This is a genomic window from Lentzea kentuckyensis, assembly GCF_002150765.1.
Classification (GTDB): Bacteria; Actinomycetota; Actinomycetes; order Mycobacteriales; family Pseudonocardiaceae; genus Lentzea; species Lentzea kentuckyensis.
Genome location: NZ_MUYM01000076.1, coordinates 12,247 through 30,899, shown reverse-complemented (window position 1 = coordinate 30,899; position 18,653 = coordinate 12,247). Strand labels below are relative to the sequence as shown.

The following is an 18,653-nucleotide window of genomic DNA, read 5'->3' as shown; positions in this document are numbered from 1 at the left end:
TTCGCTGCCGCTACGTAGACTCCGGGGCGTCCCCAACGTCCTGAGGAGCATCGTGAGCAAGGTCCACCCCAGCGCCCTCGTCGGCGAAGGCGTCGAGCTCGGTGAGCGGGTCACCATCGGCCCGAACGCGGTCGTGCTCGGCCCCGTGCGCATCGGTGACGACGTGTGGATCGGCCCCGGCTGCGTCATCGGCACCCCGCCGGAGATCAGCAGCGAGCCCCACAACAGGGCGTGGGACGGCGAGCTCGCGCACATCGGCGTCGAGATCGGCCCGCGCACGGTGATCCGCGAGCTCAGCACGATCCACCAGGGCAGCTACCGCCCGACCAGGATCGGTGCCGACTGCTGGCTGCTCAACCGCGTCTACGTGGCCCACGACTGCCAGGTCGGCGACGCGGTGACGTTGTCCGCCGGCACCAGCCTCGGCGGCCACATCCAGGTCGGCGACCGGGTCAACGTCGGCATGAACGCCGTCGTGCACCAGCGCCGCATCATCGGCCCCGGTGCGATGGTCGGCATGGGCAGCGCGGTGACCAGGGACGTGCCGCCGTTCGCCAAGGCGTACGGCAGCCCGGCCAAGCTGCACGGCGTGAACGCGGTGGGCATGACCCGCTCGGGCGTCCCCGAGGACGTCGTGCGCCTGCTCGACGCCGCCTACGCCGAACTGCGGGTGCCGAGCGAGATCCCGGAGTCGCTCACCGAGGCCTTCGCCTGGTGGAACTCCGTCGAGCCGGCCCGGCCCCTCGCCCAGACGTTCTCCGAGCAACGCTAGAACCAGCGCTCCAGCACCTGCGCCACACCGTCTTCCTCGTGGGACGCCGTCACCTCGTCGGCGGCGTCCAGCGCGGCCTGGTGCGCGTTGCCCATCGCGACCCCGTGCCCGGCCCATCCCAGCATCGGCACGTCGTTGGGCATGTCGCCGAACGCGATCACGCCGGTCGCCTCGATCCCGAACCGCTCGGCCACGTCGGCCAGGCCAGTGGCCTTGGTCACGTCGGCGCGGGAGATCTCGATCAGCCCGGAGTTCGTCGAGAAGGTGACGGTGACCTCGGCGCCGAGCACGTCCACGGCGGCCTCCGCCATCTCCGAGCTGGTCATGTCCGCTTGTCTGGCCAGCAGTTTCACCGCCGGAAAACCGAACACCTCGGCCCGCGAGTAGCGGCCGGCATTCTCCGCCCAGGCGTGCAGGTAGTCGTGCTCGGCGACGAACGTCGGCCCGTCGCCGACCCGTTCGGTGGCGAAGGTCACGTCCGGGATCGCCTCGCCCAGGGCGTGCGCGATGTCGTGCAGTTCGACCGGGCCGAGATCGCGCCGCCACACGACCTCGTCGGCCGCGATGTCGTAGAGCACGGCCCCGTTCGCGCACACGGCGTACCCGGAGAGCCCCGCCTGCGTCGCGACCACCGGAATCCACCTCGGCGGACGGCCGGTGACCAGCACGAACGGCGTGTCCGTGGCCAGTACGCGGCCGACCACGGCCGCAGTGCGCGCGCTCACGCGTTCGTCGAGGCCGAGCAGAGTTCCGTCAACGTCCGATGCGATCAACAGGGGCTTCTCCACGACAACCATCCTGCCTTGCCGCTTCGCCGTAATACGGACGTGTGGATACTGTTCCGTCGTGCGTATCGGCATCGTCATCTTGCCCGAACACCGCTGGTGGGTCGCTGAACACAAGTGGCGTGCGGTCGAGGAGATGGGCTTCCACCACGCGTGGACCTACGACCACCTCGGCTGGCGGACCCTCGTGGACGGCCCGTGGTTCGGTGCTGTGCCGACCCTGACCGCGGCCGCCCTGGTGACGTCGCGCATCCGGCTCGGCACGTTCGTCGCGTCGCCGAACTTCCGTCACCCAGTGCCGTTCGCCCGCGAGCTGATGACCATCGACGACCTGTCCGACGGACGGCTCACCGTCGGCCTCGGCGCGGGTGGGGCCGGGTACGACACCACGGTCATGGGTTCGCAGCCGTTGATGCCGGCGGAACGCACCAAGCGCTTCGGCGAGTTCGTCGAGCTGCTCGACTCGCTGCTGGTCCAGGACCGCACGACCTACGCCGGCAGCTACTTCAGCGCCGTCGACGCGCGCAGCGCCCCCGGCTGCGTCCAGCGCCCGCGGCTGCCGTTCGTGGTGGCCGCGAACGGGCCGAACGCGATGTCGATCGCCGCGCGTTACGGCACCGGCTGGGTGACCACGGGCCCGGCCACCGACGACGTCGAGCAGTGGTGGCGCGGAGTGGCGGAGATGGCCGAGCGGTTCGACGAGAAGCTGCACGAGATCAGCAGGATGCGGCACACCGCCGACCGGTACCTCAACCTGGACTCCGCACCGGTGTACTCGCTGTCGAGCGTCGAGTGCTTCCGCGACGTCGTGGGCCGCGCGCGTGAGCTGGGCTTCACCGACGCCGTGTCGCACTGGCCCCGGCACGACGGCGTCTACATGGGGCGCGAGTCGGTCCTCGAACAGGTCGCCGAGGACGTGCTACCGGAATTGATCACGAAAAAGCCCTGATGATCAGCTAAAACGTCGCTTGAGGGGGCCTCAAGGCTGCGCAGAGTAGCCAGGTATCCTCGCTTGCCGTGAGCTTCGCAGGTTATGACCTGATTGTCGTCGGATCCGGATTCTTCGGTCTCACGGTCGCCGAGCGCGCCGCGTCCCAGCTGAACAAGCGGGTGCTGGTGCTGGAGCGTCGTGCGCACATCGGCGGTAACGCCTACTCGGAAGCTGAGCCCGAGACAGGAATCGAGGTGCACCGCTACGGTGCGCACCTCTTCCACACCTCGAACAAGAGGGTCTGGGACTACTGCAACCAGTTCACCGAGTTCACCGGCTACCAGCACCGCGTGTTCGCGATGCACAAGGGCACGGCGTACCAGTTCCCGATGGGCCTGGGCCTGATCACCCAGTTCGTCGGCCGGTACCTGAGCCCGGACGAGGCCCGCGCGTGGGTCGCCGAGCAGGCGTCCGAGATCGACACCAAGGACGCGTCGAACCTCGAGGAGAAGGCGATCTCGCTGGTCGGGCGCCCCCTCTACGAGGCGTTCATCCGCGACTACACCGCCAAGCAGTGGCAGACCGACCCGAAGGAGCTGCCGGCCGCGGTCATCAGCCGCCTCCCGGTCCGCTACAACTTCGACAACCGCTACTTCAACGACACCTACGAGGGTCTGCCGGTCAACGGCTACACCGCGTGGCTCGAGAAGATGGCGGAGCACGAGAACATCGAGGTTCGCCTCGACACGGACTTCTTCGACGTGAAGGACGAGATCCCGGCGGGCACGCCGATCGTCTACACCGGTCCGGTCGACCGCTACTTCGACTACTCCGAGGGCTGGCTGGGCTGGCGCACGCTCGACTTCGAGCAGGAGGTCGTGGCCACCGGTGACTTCCAGGGCACGCCGGTCATGAACTACAACGACGCGGACGTCCCCTTCACCCGCATCCACGAGTTCCGCCACTTCCACCCGGAGCGGGACTACCCGAAGGACAAGACGGTCATCGTCCGCGAGTTCTCCCGTGCCGCGGAGAAGGACGACGAGCCGTACTACCCGATCAACACCGCCGAGGACCGCGAGAAGCTCGAGCGCTACCGCGAGCTGGCCAAGAAGGAGGCCGCGGAGAAGAACGTGCTGTTCGGCGGCCGTCTGGGCACTTACAAGTACCTCGACATGCACATGGCGATCGGCGCGGCGCTCAGCGCGTTCGACAACAAGATCGCCCCGCACCTCACCGAGGGCGCGCCGATCAACGGCGACCTCGACTGATGGTGTTCTAGACGCATTTCGCCCGGCCGTACAACCTGTGCGGCCGGGCGATCGTCTTTGGACAGTGAGTACTATTGGCGCCTGACGCGCCGCGCCACCGCAAACTTTCTGTGGCGGAAGCCATCCATGAAGCTGACCCGAACCGAGTGAGTTCGGTTCGTCGGAGGAAGCACGTGACCGAGCAGGCCAAGGCCGCAAGCGCCACCAAGATCAGCCCGACCCAGGTCCTGCAGCGGGTGATCATGCCGCGGGACGAGGACCCGCTGGACGTGCGGCCTCTCTACCTCGACGAGCCGGAGAACGTGCACAGCCACGTGTCGGGCCGGCGCGCGGTGACGGTGCCGACCTCGGCCAAGGTGTCCTTCTCGTCGTACTTCAACGCGTTCCCGGCGAGCTACTGGAAGCGCTGGACCGTCGTCGAGGACGTCGTCCTGCGCATGACGGTGCGCGGTGCCGGTCGCATCGACGTCTACCGCTCCAAGGCGAACGGCGACATGGTCCACCTGGACGGCCAGGTCATCCGCAGCCCGAAGGCGTGGATCCAGGTCGAGGTGCCGGTCTCGCTCAAGCCGTTCGAGGACGGCGGCTGGATCTGGTTCGACGTCTTCACCGACGACACGACCATGGAGATCGACGAGGCCGCCTGGACCACGGACCAGCCGCTGCCCGCGCAGACGGTCGCCATCGGCATGACCACCATGCGCCCGGTCGACGCGGTCATCGCACTGCGCGCCCTCGGCGAGGACCCGGCCGTCTTCTCCGTGCTGAAGAAGGTCTTCGTCGCGGACCAGGGTTCGGTCAAGGTCCGCAACACCCCCGGCTACGACGAGGCCGTCAAGGCCCTCGGCGACAAGCTGGAGATCATCGAGCAGGACAACCTCGGTGGCTCCGGCGGCTTCACCCGCGGTCTGTACGAGGCGATCGAGCACACCGACGCCGACCAGATCATGCTGATGGACGACGACATCCGCCTGGAGCCGGACGCCGTCCTGCGCTCGAACGCGTTCGCGCGCGCCGCCGCCCAGCCGGTCATCGTCGGTTCGCACATGCTGAACCTCCAGGCCCGCGCCCGGCTGCACAGCATGGGCGAGGTCGTCGACCTGGGCACCTGCTACTGGCGGGCCGCGCCGGGCGCGCTCACCGACCACGACTTCGGTGCCGAGTCGCTGCGCGAGACCGAGGAACTGCACGCCCGCATCGACGCCACCTACAACGGCTGGTGGATGTGCCTGTTCCCGCGCGAGGTCGTGCAGCGCACCGGTTACCCGCTGCCGCTCTTCATCAAGTGGGACGACGCGGAGTACTCGCTGCGCGCCCTGGAGAAGGGCTACCCGACGGTCTCGCTGCCGGGTTCGGCCGTGTGGCACATGCCGTGGACGGACAAGAACGACGCCACCGACTGGCAGGCGTACTTCCACACCCGCAACCGGCTGATCCTGGCCGCGCTGCACAGCCCGTACGACGTCCGGTCGACGCTGCTCAAGCAGGGTCTGAAGCTGTCGCTGCGGCACCTGCTGTCGATGGAGTACTCGACGGTGGTCGTGCAGCAGAAGGCGATCGAGGACTTCCTGGCCGGCCCGTCGAAGCTGTTCGACTCGCTGCGCACGGCCCTGCCGGAGATCCGCGAGCTGCGCAAGAACTACGCGGACGCCCAGGTGCTTCCGTCGGCGCGGGAGTTCCCGCCGCCCACGTTCGACATGGTGCGCGCGGAGCAGATGCTGACCCCGCCGACCAACCCGGTGACCATCGCGTCCGAGGCCGCCAAGGCGCTCATGCACAACCTGCGTGAGCCGCAGGCGGCCACGACCCAGCGTCCGCAGATCAACGTGCCGGCGTCCAACGCCCGCTGGTTCCTGCTGGGCAACCTCGACAGCGCGACGGTGTCCAACGCGGACGGCAGCGGTGTCGCGTTCCGCAAGCGCGACCCGAAGGAGTTCCGCCAGCTGATGAGGCGCGCGGTCCGCAACTACCGCCGACTGTCCTCGGAGTGGCCGCGGATGCAGAAGGTGTACCGCGACGCGCTGCCCGAGCTGACCTCGGTCGAGTCGTGGCGCAAGGTGTTCGAAGCCAACAGCTGAGCTTCGTGATCCAGGAGAAGGCCCCCAAAACTTTTTGGGGGCCTTTTTCGTGGCAACCACGTCCCGTGCCGGTGCGTCTTGGCTGCATGGGGGACATCAGGCGAGCTGATTTCTACGACGGACCCGCCCACGACTACCTGGGCTACTGGAAGGGCCGCGACTACGAGCACGAGGCTGAGCGCATCGCGATCGACCGGTTGCTGAGCGGCCGGCACTTCGCGCACGCGGTCGATGTGGGAGGCGGCTACGGCCGGATCACCGCGCTGCTGCCGCAGTACGCGGACCACGTCACGCTGGCCGAGCCGAGCAAGGTCCAGTTGGACAAGGCGGCGAAGTACCTCGGCGAGGGAGTCGAACGGATCCAGGCGCAGGCGGCGGCACTGCCGTTCGCGACGGGCTCGATCGACCTGGTCACGATGGTCCGGGTCATGCACCACCTGCCCGACCCGACCGCCGAGCTGGCCGAGATCGCCAGGGTGCTGGACCCGGTCGGTCTCGCCGTCATCGAGGTCGCGAACCTCGGCCACGCCCGCAACCGGCTGCGCCACCTCGGCCGGGGCGTGCCGACCGAACCGGTGGACATCCGGTCGCCGGAGAACCGCCACGACGACGAGATCCCGTTCGTCAACCACAACCTCGACACCGTGACCAGGCAGCTCTCCGACGCCGGACTGCGCGTCGTGCGCAGCCTGTCCGTGTCGAACCTGCGGTCGGGCGCGCTGAAGCGGGTCGTGCCGCACCGCGTTCTGCTGCGCGTCGAACGGGCGGCGCAACCCGCACTCGCCCGGTGCCGGTTCGGACCCAGCATCTTCCTGCTGGTGACCAGGACTCCTAGCCCTTGATCCCGGTCTCCGTCACTCCGCGCACCAGGAACCGTTGCAGCGCGACGAACACGATCACCAGCGGGGTGATGGACACGGCGGCGGCCAGGAACAGCTGCTCGACCTCGATCGACTGAGCGGTGAGGAACGTGGACAGTGCGACCTGCACCGTCCACGAGTCCTGGTCCTGCGCGATCACCAGCGGCCAGAGAAACTGGTTCCAGCTGGTGATGAAGGCGATCACGCCCAGCGCGGCGAAGAACCCCTTCGAGTTCGGCACCACGACCCGCCAGTACGTGCCCCAGTGGCCGAGGCCGTCCATCCGGGCGGCCTCCTCGATCTCCCTGGGGAAGTTCAGGAAGTACTGCCGGAACAGGAACGTGGTGAACCCGCTGAACAGCCCGGGGATCACCAGCCCGCGCAGGTCGGAGATCCAGCCGAGGGTGGAGACGACCACGAACGTCGGCACGAACGTGACGGCCGCCGGGATCATCAGCGTCGCGATCACCAGGTACAGCACGACGTTCGTGTACCGGTAGGGGATCCGCGCGAGGCCGTAGCCCGCCAGCCCGCACAACACCAGCTGTCCCACCGTCTGCAGGACGGCGACCAGCAGCGAGTTGATCAGGCTGCGCACCAGCGGCACCGCGGGGTTGGCGAAGAGCTCGGTGAAGTTCTCCCAGCGGATCTCGCTCGGCCAGAACGTCCACGCCGGCGAAGTGATCTCCTGCTCGCTCGCCAACCCGTTGCGCAGCACTAGGTAGAACGGGATCAGGAACAACACCGCGGCGACCGACAACGCCAGGTACCTGGCCACCTTCATCGCGTGATCACCTTGCCCTGCAACAACGTCACGCCGGCGATCAGCAAGGTCAGGATCATCGCGCCCGCGCTGCCGTGCCCGAAGTCCTGCCCGCCGGAACCCAGCGCCGTGTAGTAGAGATAGATCAACGGTGGTCGCGCGAACGGTGGGTACCCGCGATCAGTGCCCAGCACGTTGTAGAACTCGTCGAACGCTTGGTACGCCGCGACGAGCAGCAACAGCAGCACGGCCACCGACGTCGTGCGCAGCTGCGGGAGCGTGATGTACCGCAACGTCTGCCAGCCGCGAGAAGCACCGTCGATCCACGCGGCTTCGTAGAGATGCTGCGGAATCCGTTGCAGCCCGGCGATGAACAGGATCATGTAGAACCCGAGCTGCAACCAGAGCCGCAGCGTCACGAGCACGAGCCAGTACCAGGGCGGTGACGTCGACACGGTCCACGCGACCGGTTCCGCGCCGAACCAGCCCAGCACCGTGTTCGCGAGCCCGAAGCGCACGCCGTTGAAGATCGACAGCTTCCACACCAGCGACGCCACCACGTACGAGCAGGCCGTCGGCAGGAAGAACACCGATCGGAAGAACGCCTGCATGAAGCTGATCTGGTTGACCAGCAACGCGAGCGCCAGCGCCAGCATGAACGTCAGCGGCACGATGAACGCCGCGAACACGCTGAACGTCCCCAACGACTGGAGAAACGGCCCGTCCGTCAGCATGTCCGCGTAGTTGCCCAGCCCGACGAACGTCATCGGTGTCACCGTGTTGCGCGCGTCGAAGAACGACAGCAACAGGCTCCACCCGATCGGCACGTACACGAACACGAGCAGCCCAACGGCGAACGGTCCGACGAACAGCCAGAAGGCCCGGCCGTGTTTCATCCGTACAGGCGCTTCAACTCGTCCTTCACCTTGGCCGCCGCGGTCCTGAGCTCGTCGTCGGCCTTGGCGCCGTCCCGCACGACCCGGGACACGGCGTCGTTGAACGCCGTCCGCATCACCGACGTCCAGTCCGGCGGGTTCGACGCCTTCGCGTTGTCCCGCACGAACTTCACCGCCTCGGCACCGGCGCCGGAGGTCAGCTTCGTCGCCTTCTCGGCCAGCGACCTGCGCGGCGGGATGTGGAACCCGTAGCTGAGGTTGAAGTCCTCCTGGTAGTCAGTCTTCTCGATCCACAACCACTTGACGAACTCCTTGGCCTCGTCGATCCGCTTCGACCTGGCGTTGATCATCGCGCCGAACGCCCCGACCGGCACGCTGGTTTTGCCGTTCGCGTTGAGCTTCGGGAACGGCAGCACCCCGAAGTCGTCCCCGAGCGCCTTCTGCACCGCGGGCACCGCCCACAACCCGGTCCACTGCATGGCGACCAGCCCCTGCGTGAACGCGTCCGGCTCCGCCCAGTCCTTCACCGCGCCGAGCAGCAGCGCACCGCTGGAATACAGCTCACGCAGCTTGCCGATCGCCTGTGCCGCAACGGGATCGTCGAACCCGACCTGGTGGTCCCGCACGTAGTCGAGCCCCGCCGACCACAGCGCCGGGCCGCCCAGCACACCCCCACCGCCGTCGTTGCCCGCGAAGAGACCCTTCACCCCGCCCGTCGTGAGCCGCTTGGCCGCGTCGATCAGCTCATCCACAGTGGACGGTGGCTGGACGCCTGCCTGGGCGAAGAAACTCTTGCGGTAGAACAGCATCTGCATGTCCACCGCCTGCGGCACCCCGTAGATCTTCCCGTCAGCGGTGTGCCCGGCGAGAATCGAGGCGGTGAAGTCGCTCTTGGAGTCGCCGAAGACGTCGTCGAGCGGCACGAGTTGATTCGCCCGGACGGAGCTGATCTGCAGGGTGGACTCGAAGACGTCCGGTCCGCCGTCGGACAGCAGGCTCGTCGCGAGCTTGGAGTCGTAGTCGCCGGGGTTCCACTGCACGTCCACGGGGACCTTGCCGTACGCCTTCGCATAACGTTCCACGGCTTGCTGCACACCGGGCTCGCCGTAAGCGTGGTACCACTGCCGCAGGGCCTGACCGTCGCCCCCACGACCGGTGTTCGAGCCGCACGCCGCGAGAAGCATGGTCGCGGCGCCGGCGCTGAGCAGTCTGCGTCGAGAGATCACCCCTCACGTTTACTCCCCTTACTCGAAGTAAGCGATCACAACGTGCGAGAAGTTCACTGCATACTGTTGACCTTGAGTGCCCGCAATCGTTTGCGTGTGGCCGTTTCGCACGATCTGGACGAGCCGGTCGCCGAGGTCCTCTGCGACCTCCGGCTCGACGGCGAGCGTGATCGCGTTCGGGTTGCCGGCCATGAAGAGCACGAGATGTTTGTTCATGAACAAAGCGGACCATCGAGCGCACATCGGCGACAAGAAGGGTTCGCTGTCAGCGGTTCTGCTCCGGGCGGATCGCCAGCTTCGACCAGTCCACCTCGTACAGCTGGAAGTCCCGGTTGCGGTAGACCGCCTTCAACGCCGGCACGTCGTCGAGGTCCGTCATGCCGGGAGAGCGTTTGAAGTCGGCCATCAGCCCGCTCGACACCACGGCGTAGCGGATGTTGAGGTCGCGCACGATCTGCGCCGCCTCGGGGTCGGTGGCGATCTTGTTGAAGCGGTCGAGCAGCACCTTGCGCCGCGGGCTGAGGGTGGCCGGGTTGGGGTAGTGGCCGACGATCGGTTCAGCGCCGCTCAACGCGTACAACCAGACCGTGCCGTCGACGCCGTCGTTCATCACCCGCTCGCCCGGCTTGACGATCTTCCCGAGCTCCAGCAGCCCTTCTCGCTCCTGGTCGGTCACCACGGTGCTGCGGAACGTCCAGTGCAGCCGGATCGCGTTGCGTTCGACGTACCCGTCCGTCACGGCGACATAGCCACCGGCGGCCAGCGCGGCGACCACGAGCAGCACGACGTGTCCACGTGGCTCCACCAGCTTGACCAGATGGTTCAGCGCCCACCCGGCGGCGAGGGTGGCGGGGAGGATCAGCACCGCGACGAGCCGCCAGCGATCGTTCCACCACGGCGAGGTGATCGCGGTGGCCCAGTCGGCGTCCACGGCGTCGGCCGCGACGAAGAGCGCCAGGAAGATCCCGTACGCGCCCAGCAGCCACCGCCACATCGGCACGCGGAGCAGCAGGTAGAGGCCGAGGAGCGACAACGCGGCCAGCAGGTACTGCGGTGCCTCCGCCTCGTGTCCGAACAGCACGGCGTCGCCGAACGCGCGCGACGGTGTGGTGACCGCGGCCCAGTTGTAGGCGGAGGTCCGGCCGGCCATCGTCGAGGCACCGATCAGGTACGGGACGGCGATCACCGCGGCGCCCACACCGAGCAGACCGAGCCGCGGCAGGTCGCGGCGGAGGAACTCACGCGGCGCCGGAACGGCCCGTTGCACGAGGAGGCAGAGCACGAGCAGGGCAGCGACGAACATCATCGCCGAGTGCACGGCGGCCAGCCCCACCGCGGACACGGCCACGAGGACGCCGAGCCGGTCGGCCCGCGTGTCCAGCCACCGCACGAACAACGCCAGGAACGGCAGGATCAGGGTCAGCCCGGCGACGTACGGGTACAGCTGCCCCCACTGCCACAGGTCGAACGGATACGCCGCGAACGACGTGGAGAGCAGCGCCGACGCCGCCGCGAACCCCGCCCGGCCGCCGAACGCCTTGATGATTGCCACGGTGCCCAGCGGCACCACCAGCGCCGCCGTGATCACCATTCCGGTGTTCATCGTGAGCGGGATCGTCACGCCGGTCAGCTTGTAGATGAGCGCCTCGAACGCGTGGTAAGCGTTCGGGTAGAAGGCACCGGCGGGGTTGTCCGGCACGTCGATCCAGCCGAACGCCCTGTTGCCCGCGTTGCCGGTCTCGGCGATGAACCGGATCCCGTTGCCGTGGTACGGCGCGTCCCAGCCCTGCGGCACCGAGTCGAGCCCGTAGGCGCCCTTGACGATCGTGAGGATCGCGATCCCCGCCGCCACCGCGACACCGGCGAAGACCGTCAGCGACCCGATCGGCGACCAGGCGGGCACGGCGACCGGCGTGCGGGCGAAGCGCTGGACGACCAGCAGCACGACCGCGACGGCGAGAGTGCAGCCGAGCAGCACCCAGACGTTCCAGCGGAGCCCGACGGCCGACGTGAGCGGCGCGCCCACTCCGATCAGCCCCATCGTGATGACAGGGGCCGAACCTGCGAGCAGCCACCCCCGGAGACCGAGGATGGCTGCCAGCAGAGTTCCGGGGGCCCAGAGCAGGGCCGCCGTCAGAGCAAGGGCTGCTATCAGGGCCGGCCCAGACCGTTGACGTTGGTGAGGCCCGGGATGTCCAGCGGGTTCACGTTGACGACACCCTGCGGCGGCTGACCGGCGAGGGCGTTGACGTCGCGGACCTGGCGGATCACGTACAGCGGGCGGCGACGGGCGTCGTCACCGGCGCGGTACAGGTACTGGCCGAGCATCGCGGTGCAGCCGAGGTTCGCACCGGCCGCGAAGAGCACGACGCCGACGATGATGCCGATCGCGTTCGGCGCGGACAGCGTGATCAGGGCGCCGAGCAGGAAGCCGAAGATCGTGGTCAGGCCGACGCCCGTGAAGGCGACGCCCGCGACCATCATCAGCATGATCGGCATGACCGAGAACTCGACGAACGAGTCGAACACCAGCTTGATTTTCTTGCTGGTCGTCCACTTGCTGTCGTCGGCCGCCCGCGGCTTCTGCTCGAACGCCACGGTGGTCTGCTTGAAGCCGGCCCACGCGACGAGCGCCAGGATGTTGCGGTTGAGCTCCGGCATCTGGTTCACGACGTCCAGCACGGGACGGCTGACCAGCATCTGCGACGGGCCTTCCTTGGGGAAGGTCTCCGGCACGTCGGAGTGCTTGGCGAAGAAGTCGTTGAACTTCAGCGCCAGCTTGTTCGCGATGCCCTTCGGCACCGAACGGACCGCGCGAACGGCCCACACGATGTCGTTGCCGGCCCGCCACTCCGCGAGGAAGCGGTCGATGACCTCGACCGGCTCCTGCAGGTCGGCGGACAGGGTGAGGGCGCAGTCGCCGCGGCACAGCGCGAAACCCGCGCTGAGCCCCGCGTGCGAACCGAAGTTGCGGGAGAACGACGCGACCCTGGCCACGTCCTGCTCGCCGAGCTCGGCGATGAAGAGGTCGGCCGTGCCGTCGCTGGAGCCGTCGTCGATCAGGACGAGCTCGAAGTCGACGTCCGGCTGCGACTCCTTGATCTGGCGGAAGAGAGAGACCGTGCCCTTGACGTTCGGAGCTTCGTCATAGGCCGGCACCACGATCGACACCAGAGGTCGGCGCGTCTGGTCGGTCACTTTCGGTCTCCTGTTCCGACGGTCTCACGGATCACGTCGTCCAGTGGCTCGAGGTCTGAGTTGCGTTGTGGCTCGTCACGGCGCCTGCGCCGCTGCGAGCGGTCTAGGAAGATCAGCCCCAGGGTCAGCACGATACCCACCGCGCCGGTGATGAGGCCGATGGTCATGCCCGGCATGACCCAGTCGATCTGCAGTGTGCCCTCCCGGACGCCCTTCGGCAGCTCGACCTCGAGCAAACCGGCAGGTCCGAGCTTCGCGGGCACGTCCTGGCCGTTGACCTTGGCCACGTAGCCCGGCCACGCGAGGCGGGAGAAGACCAGCTTGCCGCCGTTCGCGCCGCTGAACTTAACCTCTTCGCTGACCTTGCCGGTCATGCGGTCGGATTCGATCCTGGTGCCGTCCGGGTAGGACGACAGCCTGCCGTCCGGGAACGCGAGCTTGTCGTTGCGCTTCCAGACGACCACGCGGTCGGAGGACTCGGCCTTGTGCCAACCCTCCGGTGCAGGGACGTCCCGGGTGTCGATGAGGTTGTTCTGGACGACGACGGTTTCTGCGCGGAGCAGGTCGGCCAGCGGCTTGTTCGAGCCCGGCGGGGGAGTCCACAGGGACTTCCACGACTCGGGGCACGTGACTGCGCCGTTGTAGGCGGTGCACAGCGCCTGGTCCATGGCGTTGAAGCCGACGCCGCTGTACGCGGTCAGGGCCTCTACGTTGGCGACGCTGAAGTTCGTGCCGAAGATGAAGTCCTGGTAGGCGCCACCGGGGTACAGATCGCCCGGTTTGACCTTCCCGATGTCGCTGAGCGAGACCGTCACGCCCTCGTAGCGGTGTTCGAACCGCTGTTCCAGACCCTTTTCGCTGGTCGGGAACTTGTAGTCGGCCACGCTGTAGTTGCCGGGGAACCACGCGGTCTGCATCGCGAGGAAGCCGATCGTGCCGACCGCCATCACCGCGAAGCCCTTGAACGAGCCGATGCCGACGCGCAGCAGCACGAGCACCGCGATCATCACGATGACCATCGTGTAGGCCTGGCGCACGTTGGTCTGCGGGAGTGCTGCCCAGCCGAAGTACGCCCCGACCAGCACGATTCCGAGCGATCCGAGCGTGCGTGCCTTCGTCTTGGTCTTCTGCAGGCCCTCACTGGCCACGATCGCCCAGATGATGACCAGCGGGATGAAGAAGAACGGGATCAACCGGGCGGGCCAGCGGAACACGTTGAGGTTCGACGGGCCGAGCACCAGGAGCAGGTAGGCCAGCGTGTACAGGTACAGGCCGAGCAGTTCCTTGCGCTTCTCCCACAGCACGCTCCAGCGGAACCACGGGAGCAGCGGCAGGAAGAACCACGCCAGGTAAAGCGCCGGGAACGTCGGGTTGAGACCGCTCCAGATGTTCATCAACGGCTGCGCGGCCGGGTTGGACATTCCGAAGAAGTCCTGCAGCTGCGGCGAGAGGAACCCGTCGTTGAACGTCCTGCTGTCCTTGCGGTAGCTCACCGACGAGGTCAGCGAGAACGGCAGGTACACGATGACGTTCAGCATCAGCACGGCGAAGCCGGCCGCGAACAGGTTGATGACCTTGCGCTTGTCGAACGCGAGCCACGCTTCGAGCGAGACCGCGAGCACGATCAGGAAGATCGAGACCAGCACGTACGGGTTGCCGGTGGTCGCCGCCAGGAAGCCCGTGAGGACCACCCACGCCGTCGACTTGCCGAGCCGCGCCGTGCGCCTGGCCGTCCACCACACGTACGGGAGGAAGCCGTACGTCGTGAGGGCGTTGATCCAGGACGTGCCGTCCATGAACAGGACGTAGCCCGACAGCGGCAGCGCGGTGCCGATGGCCGCCGCGATCCACGGCCGTGCGCCGTACTCGCGGGCCAGCAGGAACGTGCCGATCGAGAACGCCACCAGGAACGCGAACTTCACGATCGTGATGCCGAGCGCGATGTTGTCGATCCAGCCGGTGCTCACGGCGAGGAGGACCTCGACCGGGTTCCACATGCCGGTGGCGACCTCAGCGGCGAAGTTACCGCCGCGCCACATGTCGAGCTCGAGCAGCGGCATCCGGCCTTCGCTGAACGCCTCGCCGACCCGCTGCCACACCGGGACGGCGGCCGCGGCCGTGTCGTCCCAGAAGTAGAAGATGTGGTTGCGGTACATCGGGATGATCGCACCGAGCAGTACCAGGACCACCATGGTGAACGGTGGCGTCACGCGTTCCCGGAATCCGGGTTTGCCCGACGGCACTGCCGGGCTCAGAGTCGCAGTCATCTCAAGCAATCGGTTTCGAAGCGCTCACTTGCGGAAGAATTGCTCACGCCGCCCCAGACGGACCAGGCGCAACCACTCGATGAAGGCCTTCGGATCCTTGCGGACCCCGAGAAAGTACAGGCCGAACCGGAATACCTCCAAGACGCCCAGCTTGCGCATGCCTGGCTGGGCGAGCAGGTACCCGCGGTTGCGATAGGTGTAGTAGCGCTTGACCGGGTTCTCCGGGTCCTGCGCGTGGAAGCGGCCACCCAGCATCGGCTTGAACTCGTCCGAGCCGTCCGGGTGGACGTAGGCGACCTTCAGCGAGGTGCCGAACGGCAGTCCGCTGCGGACCAGGCGGCGGTGCACCTCGACCTCGTCGCCGCGGAAGAACAGCCGGTAGTCCGGCACGCCGACGACGTCGAGCGTCGTGGCGCGGAACAGGGCGCCGTTGAACAGCGAGGCGATCCCCGGCAGGAAGTCGGTGCCCAGGTCAGCGGCCTGCCGCTTCCAGGTCAGGCCCCTGCGCAGCGGGAACGCGAGCTTGTCGGGGGAGTCGATGTTCGTGACGACCGGCGAGATCTCGGCGAGGCCCCGGCGCTCGGCCTCCTCCAGCAGGACGGCCAGCACGTTCTCGTCCGCAGGGCGGCCGTCGTCGTCGGCCAGCCACACCCACTCCGCACCCAGCGAGAGGGCGTGCAGGATGCCCAGCGCGAAGCCACCGGCGCCACCGAGGTTGCGGTGCGAGGCGAGGTACGTCGTGGGCAGCGGGCACTGCTCGACCAGGTCGTTGACCGGCTGGTCCGGGCCGTTGTCGACGACCACGAGGTGGTCGGGGACGCGCGTCTGGGTCGACAGCGCCTTGAGCGACTCGGAGAGCAGCTCCCTGCGGTGGCGGGTGACCACCACCGCCACCACGGAGCCCTTGGGCAGTGCCTCGGGGATCACTTACTCGCCACCATTTCCGCTGAGCACGGGGGTCGGGTCGTGCTCGTGCATCCGCTCGAACGGGTCGAAGCCCTTGTACGCGGTCAGCACCTCGCGCAGACCGCTGTGCATCTTCACGTGGCCCTCGTCCATCCAGATCGCGGTGTCGCAGAACTCCGCCAGGAACTCGTCGGAGTGGTTCGCGAACACCAGCAGGCCGGAGCGGGCCACCAGGTCCTTGAGCCGGTCGCGGGCCTTCGCCATGAACGCCGCGTCGACCGCGCCGATGCCCTCGTCGAGCAGGAGGATCTCGGGGTTGATCGAGGTGACCACGCCCAGCGCCAGCCGGACGCGCATGCCGGTCGAGTACGTGCGCAGCGGCATCTGCAGGTAGTCACCGAGCTCGGTGAACTCCGCGATGTCGTCGACGCGCTTTTCCATCTGCTTGCGGGTCATGCCGAGGAACAGGCCCCGGATCATGATGTTCTCGTACCCGGAGATCTCCGGGTCCATGCCGACGCCGAGGTCGAAGACCGGCGCCACCTTGCCGACGATGCGCGACTGACCGCGGGTCGGCTCGTAGATGCCCGCGAGCAGGCGCAGCAGCGTGGACTTGCCGGCGCCGTTGTGGCCGACCAGGCCGACCCGCTCGCCCTCCTTGAGGGACAGCGTGATGTCGTGCAGCGCCTCGATGATCGGGACCCGGCCCTCCGAGCCGATCTTGCCGCCGACCTTGCCGAGCGCGAGCTTCTTCAGCGACCTCGACTTGGCGTCGAAGATCGGGAAGTCGACCGATGCGTTCCAGACGTCGATGCTGACCATGGTTTGTCGACCTCCTCTAGACCCAGTAGGAAACGCGGGCACGGTAGTTGCGCAGGATCACCAGCGCGGCGAACCAGCCGAAGACGGTGAAGCCGCCGGCGACCGCCCAGTGGTGCCAGTCGACCGTGTGGCCGAGCAGCGGGGCGCGGACGATCTCGACGAAGTGGTACACGGGGTTGAGCTCGGCGATGAGCATGCGCCAGTCTCCGCCGCCACCACCACCGGTGACCCGGTTCAGCACACCGGTGTCCCAGACGATCGGCGTCATGAAGAACACCAGGTTGATGAAGCTGTTCACCACCGGCGGGATGTCGCGGAAGCGGGTGCTGATGACGCCGAACAGCAGCGAGATCCAGACCGCGTTGACCGCGAGCAGCGCGAAACCGGGGATCGCGAGCACGATGGTCCAGCTCAGGCCTGGCTGCAGCGGGCTGTCCGCGGCGATCCGGTACTCGTGGTTGAGCGAGGTGAAGAAGATGGCGAGCACGATCACGTAGACCACGAGGTTGTGCAGCAGGAAGAGCACCTGGCGCCACACCATGCGCATCACGTGGACCGTGATGGGCGCGGGGAGGTGCTTGATGATCCCCTCGTTCGCGATGAAGACGTCGGTGCCCTCGGTGACGCAGCCGACGATGAAGTTCCAGACGATGAAGCCGACCGTCACGTACGGCAGGAACGTCGGAACGGTCGCTTTGAACAGCACCGAGTACAGCAAGCCGAGCGCGAGGGCTGTCGTGCCCATCGAGATCGTGATCCACAACGGTCCGATGACCGAGCGGCGGTAGCGCTGCTTGATGTCCTGCCAGCCGAGGTGACCCCACAGTTCGCGGTGGTCCCACGCCTCGCGTACGTCGGCGAACGCGCGCTTGAAGCTGCGCGACTTGACGGCAGGCGGCGCCTCGGGGTGGTCGAGGGTACTGGTGGCTTGCACGAGGACTGAGCGTACCGGCGTCCTGAGAACGACCTGGACGCCGGTACGTCACGGACTGGTCAACGGGCCGGGATCTTGATCACCTTCATGGCGACCTGCTCGTTGTCGAAGGTGAACGCCTCGTAGGTGAACTCGATGCCGGTCTGTTCGAGGTACTCGGTCCACGCCTTGTGCTCGTGGTCCTGCCAGCCGGGGAAGTTGAAGTACTCGTCGAACAGGATGACGCTGCCCTCGACCAGGCGGGGCCCGACGAGATCCAGCACGGTCTTGGTCGAGGAGTACAGGTCGCAGTCGACGTGCAGGAACGTCACGGGGCCCTCGTGGGCCTCCAGGAAGCCCGGCAGGGTGTCGTCGAACCAGCCCACGACGAGCTCGGCACCCGGCACCTCTGGCAGGCCCTCGACGTTGAACGTGCCCGCCGGGAAGCTGTTGCGCCAGTTCTCCGGCAGGCCCTCGAAGGAGTCGAAGCCGAAGACGCCGGCCCCTTCGCGGGCGGTCGCGATGATCTTGAGCGTGGTACCCGTGTAGACACCGAACTCCAGCGCGAGGCCGTCCTTCGGCGCGAGCGACAGCGCGTACTCGAGCGTTTCGTGCGGGTGACCGAACTGCGGGGTGTGCGGCATCTTGTCCCGCACGAAGTTCGCACTCTGCAGCGCGGCCTCCGCCTCGCCCTGGAACACGAGGTCGCGGCGCGTGCGCACCTCCAGCTGGCGCGTCTGTTCCACGGCGCGGTCGCCCTGGTGACGGATCTCGACGCGCAGCTCGTCGACCTGTTTCTGCAGGTCGTCGATCTGCGCGCGGATCGGTGCCACGGCGTCCGTGACGAGTTCGATGGCCTTGATGCGCAGCTTGTGGCGCAACTGCTTGGCGGACAGGCCGCGACGCACCTGCTCGAGCACGATGGCTCCTCTCACGGGAAGTTCAGCGCGCATCGTAGGGCCACC

17 protein-coding genes are annotated in these 18,653 nt (G+C 67.5%); 5 read left to right on the top strand and 12 right to left on the bottom strand.

All coding sequences use genetic code 11. The features are described from left to right. Nucleotides 1-52 precede the first annotated feature (52 nt). Nucleotides 53-772: a DapH/DapD/GlmU-related protein gene (locus B0F77_RS32575; RefSeq protein WP_086666857.1), complete on the top strand. Its 720-nt coding sequence runs from the start codon at nucleotides 53-55 to the stop codon at nucleotides 770-772. Here the strand turns inward: B0F77_RS32575 and B0F77_RS32570 are convergent. Next, entirely contained in the window at nucleotides 769-1,560 is a 792-nt protein-coding gene (locus B0F77_RS32570; protein WP_086666856.1) for an HAD family hydrolase, read from the bottom strand. The two genes, B0F77_RS32575 and B0F77_RS32570, sit on opposite strands and share 4 nt — an antisense overlap. A gap of 58 nt (nucleotides 1,561-1,618) precedes the next feature. On the opposite strand from B0F77_RS32570, the gene B0F77_RS32565 reads away from it, so the two are divergent. The 4 genes from B0F77_RS32565 to B0F77_RS32550 all read left to right on the top strand — a co-directional run bounded on the left by B0F77_RS32565 (nucleotide 1,619) and on the right by B0F77_RS32550 (nucleotide 6,679). Continuing rightward, a complete protein-coding gene (locus B0F77_RS32565) occupies nucleotides 1,619-2,506 on the top strand; it encodes an LLM class flavin-dependent oxidoreductase (protein WP_086666855.1) in 888 nt (295 codons plus the stop codon). Between the two features lie 68 nt (nucleotides 2,507-2,574). Then, nucleotides 2,575-3,759 carry a UDP-galactopyranose mutase gene (glf, locus tag B0F77_RS32560; protein ID WP_086666854.1) on the top strand — a complete coding sequence of 395 codons (1,185 nt, stop codon included), beginning with the start codon at nucleotides 2,575-2,577 and terminating at the stop codon, nucleotides 3,757-3,759. A 173-nt stretch (nucleotides 3,760-3,932) separates the two neighbouring features. Next, nucleotides 3,933-5,837: a glycosyltransferase gene (locus B0F77_RS32555; protein ID WP_281252568.1), complete on the top strand. Its 1,905-nt coding sequence runs from the start codon at nucleotides 3,933-3,935 to the stop codon at nucleotides 5,835-5,837. An 86-nt stretch (nucleotides 5,838-5,923) separates the two neighbouring features. Continuing rightward, the gene (locus B0F77_RS32550) at nucleotides 5,924-6,679 is read left to right on the top strand and encodes a class I SAM-dependent methyltransferase (protein ID WP_086666853.1); all 756 of its coding nucleotides are present in this window, start codon (nucleotides 5,924-5,926) and stop codon (nucleotides 6,677-6,679) included. Here the strand turns inward: B0F77_RS32550 and B0F77_RS32545 are convergent. The 11 genes from B0F77_RS32545 to B0F77_RS32495 are packed head-to-tail and all read right to left on the bottom strand — an operon-like array spanning nucleotide 6,669 to nucleotide 18,608. Continuing rightward, nucleotides 6,669-7,481 carry a carbohydrate ABC transporter permease gene (locus B0F77_RS32545; protein WP_086666852.1) on the bottom strand — a complete coding sequence of 271 codons (813 nt, stop codon included), beginning with the start codon at nucleotides 7,479-7,481 and terminating at the stop codon, nucleotides 6,669-6,671. The genes B0F77_RS32550 and B0F77_RS32545 overlap by 11 nt on opposite strands. Then, a complete protein-coding gene (locus B0F77_RS32540; RefSeq protein ID WP_086666851.1) occupies nucleotides 7,478-8,356 on the bottom strand; it encodes a carbohydrate ABC transporter permease in 879 nt (292 codons plus the stop codon). Before B0F77_RS32540 ends, B0F77_RS32545 begins: the two co-directional genes overlap by 4 nt. Continuing rightward, on the bottom strand, nucleotides 8,353-9,540 hold the full coding sequence (locus B0F77_RS32535; protein ID WP_086666893.1) for an ABC transporter substrate-binding protein: 1,188 nt from the start codon (nucleotides 9,538-9,540) through the stop codon (nucleotides 8,353-8,355). Before B0F77_RS32535 ends, B0F77_RS32540 begins: the two co-directional genes overlap by 4 nt. A 60-nt stretch (nucleotides 9,541-9,600) precedes the next feature. Further along, nucleotides 9,601-9,798, bottom strand: a complete 198-nt coding sequence (locus tag B0F77_RS32530) for a hypothetical protein (RefSeq protein ID WP_143467004.1) — start codon at nucleotides 9,796-9,798, stop codon at nucleotides 9,601-9,603. Between the two features lie 49 nt (nucleotides 9,799-9,847). Continuing rightward, nucleotides 9,848-11,707, bottom strand: a complete 1,860-nt coding sequence (locus tag B0F77_RS32525) for a DUF6541 family protein (RefSeq protein WP_342746862.1) — start codon at nucleotides 11,705-11,707, stop codon at nucleotides 9,848-9,850. A gap of 26 nt (nucleotides 11,708-11,733) precedes the next feature. Beyond that, complete coding sequence (locus B0F77_RS32520; RefSeq protein WP_086666848.1) at nucleotides 11,734-12,780, bottom strand: glycosyltransferase family 2 protein; 1,047 nt, start codon at nucleotides 12,778-12,780, stop codon at nucleotides 11,734-11,736. Then, on the bottom strand, nucleotides 12,777-15,047 hold the full coding sequence (locus B0F77_RS32515) for a YfhO family protein (RefSeq protein WP_143467002.1): 2,271 nt from the start codon (nucleotides 15,045-15,047) through the stop codon (nucleotides 12,777-12,779). Before B0F77_RS32515 ends, B0F77_RS32520 begins: the two co-directional genes overlap by 4 nt. 24 nt (nucleotides 15,048-15,071) lie before the next feature. Beyond that, nucleotides 15,072-15,974: a galactofuranosyltransferase GlfT1 gene (gene glfT1, locus B0F77_RS32510; RefSeq protein WP_086666846.1), complete on the bottom strand. Its 903-nt coding sequence runs from the start codon at nucleotides 15,972-15,974 to the stop codon at nucleotides 15,072-15,074. Next, nucleotides 15,975-16,775, bottom strand: a complete 801-nt coding sequence (gene wzt / locus B0F77_RS32505; RefSeq protein WP_086666845.1) for a galactan export ABC transporter ATP-binding subunit Wzt/RfbE — start codon at nucleotides 16,773-16,775, stop codon at nucleotides 15,975-15,977. It abuts the gene before it with no gap. A gap of 16 nt (nucleotides 16,776-16,791) precedes the next feature. Continuing rightward, nucleotides 16,792-17,709, bottom strand: a complete 918-nt coding sequence (gene wzm / locus B0F77_RS32500) for a galactan export ABC transporter permease subunit Wzm/RfbD (protein WP_086666844.1) — start codon at nucleotides 17,707-17,709, stop codon at nucleotides 16,792-16,794. A gap of 59 nt (nucleotides 17,710-17,768) precedes the next feature. Continuing rightward, entirely contained in the window at nucleotides 17,769-18,608 is an 840-nt protein-coding gene (locus B0F77_RS32495) for a class I SAM-dependent methyltransferase (RefSeq protein WP_086666843.1), read from the bottom strand. Nucleotides 18,609-18,653 lie beyond the last annotated feature (45 nt).

What these genes read in the sequence shown, in the direction of transcription:
- B0F77_RS32550 (WP_086666853.1), top strand. Translation starts at nt 5,924, where the DNA reads ATGGGGGACATCAGGCGAGCTGATTTCTACGACGGACCCGCCCACGAC.
- B0F77_RS32545 (WP_086666852.1), bottom strand. Translation starts at nt 7,481, where the DNA reads ATGAAGGTGGCCAGGTACCTGGCGTTGTCGGTCGCCGCGGTGTTGTTC.
- B0F77_RS32540 (WP_086666851.1), bottom strand. Translation starts at nt 8,356, where the DNA reads ATGAAACACGGCCGGGCCTTCTGGCTGTTCGTCGGACCGTTCGCCGTT.
- B0F77_RS32535 (WP_086666893.1), bottom strand. Translation starts at nt 9,540, where the DNA reads ATGCTTCTCGCGGCGTGCGGCTCGAACACCGGTCGTGGGGGCGACGGT.
- B0F77_RS32530 (WP_143467004.1), bottom strand. Translation starts at nt 9,798, where the DNA reads ATGAACAAACATCTCGTGCTCTTCATGGCCGGCAACCCGAACGCGATC.
- B0F77_RS32515 (WP_143467002.1), bottom strand. Translation starts at nt 15,047, where the DNA reads ATGACTGCGACTCTGAGCCCGGCAGTGCCGTCGGGCAAACCCGGATTC.
- wzt (WP_086666845.1), bottom strand. Translation starts at nt 16,775, where the DNA reads ATGGTCAGCATCGACGTCTGGAACGCATCGGTCGACTTCCCGATCTTC.